Origin of the sequence: Pseudoalteromonas sp. GW168-MNA-CIBAN-0100 (assembly GCF_040309225.1) — a bacterium.
Lineage (GTDB): Bacteria > Pseudomonadota > Gammaproteobacteria > Enterobacterales > Alteromonadaceae > Pseudoalteromonas > Pseudoalteromonas arctica.
The window spans coordinates 1-310 of the sequence record NZ_JBEOOL010000357.1 but is presented as its reverse complement, the minus strand read 5'-3'; the positions used below and the strand labels follow the sequence as shown (position 1 = coordinate 310).

Here is a 310-nt window from a genome sequence, read left to right as displayed (position 1 = left end):
CAGTAACTGAGCTAAAGCGCCTAAAACTGATAGTTTTATAAACAATTACTGCTTTTGTGGCACTTAAATAAGCTCTGCTGTTACACTCTTAATTTAATATAACTGTTAGTTAAAGGTGCAGATATGACAATCCGTTCTTATAAAGGTGTTATCCCTTCATTTAATGCGTCTGTTTATATAGATGAATCATCGGTATTGGTTGGCGATATTACTTTGGGTGATGATAGCAGCGTGTGGCCGTTAGTTGCTGCCCGTGGTGATGTAAACTATATACGCATTGGTGAGCGTACTAATATAAAAGATGGTAGCG

1 protein-coding gene is annotated in these 310 nt (G+C 37.4%); it reads left to right on the top strand.

Annotated elements, in window-relative coordinates:
* Window positions 1-123: 123 nt before the first annotated feature.
* Window positions 124-310 (top strand): gamma carbonic anhydrase family protein (locus AAEY62_RS21455; protein WP_502935540.1); only part of this gene is annotated, 187 nt, incomplete at its 3' end.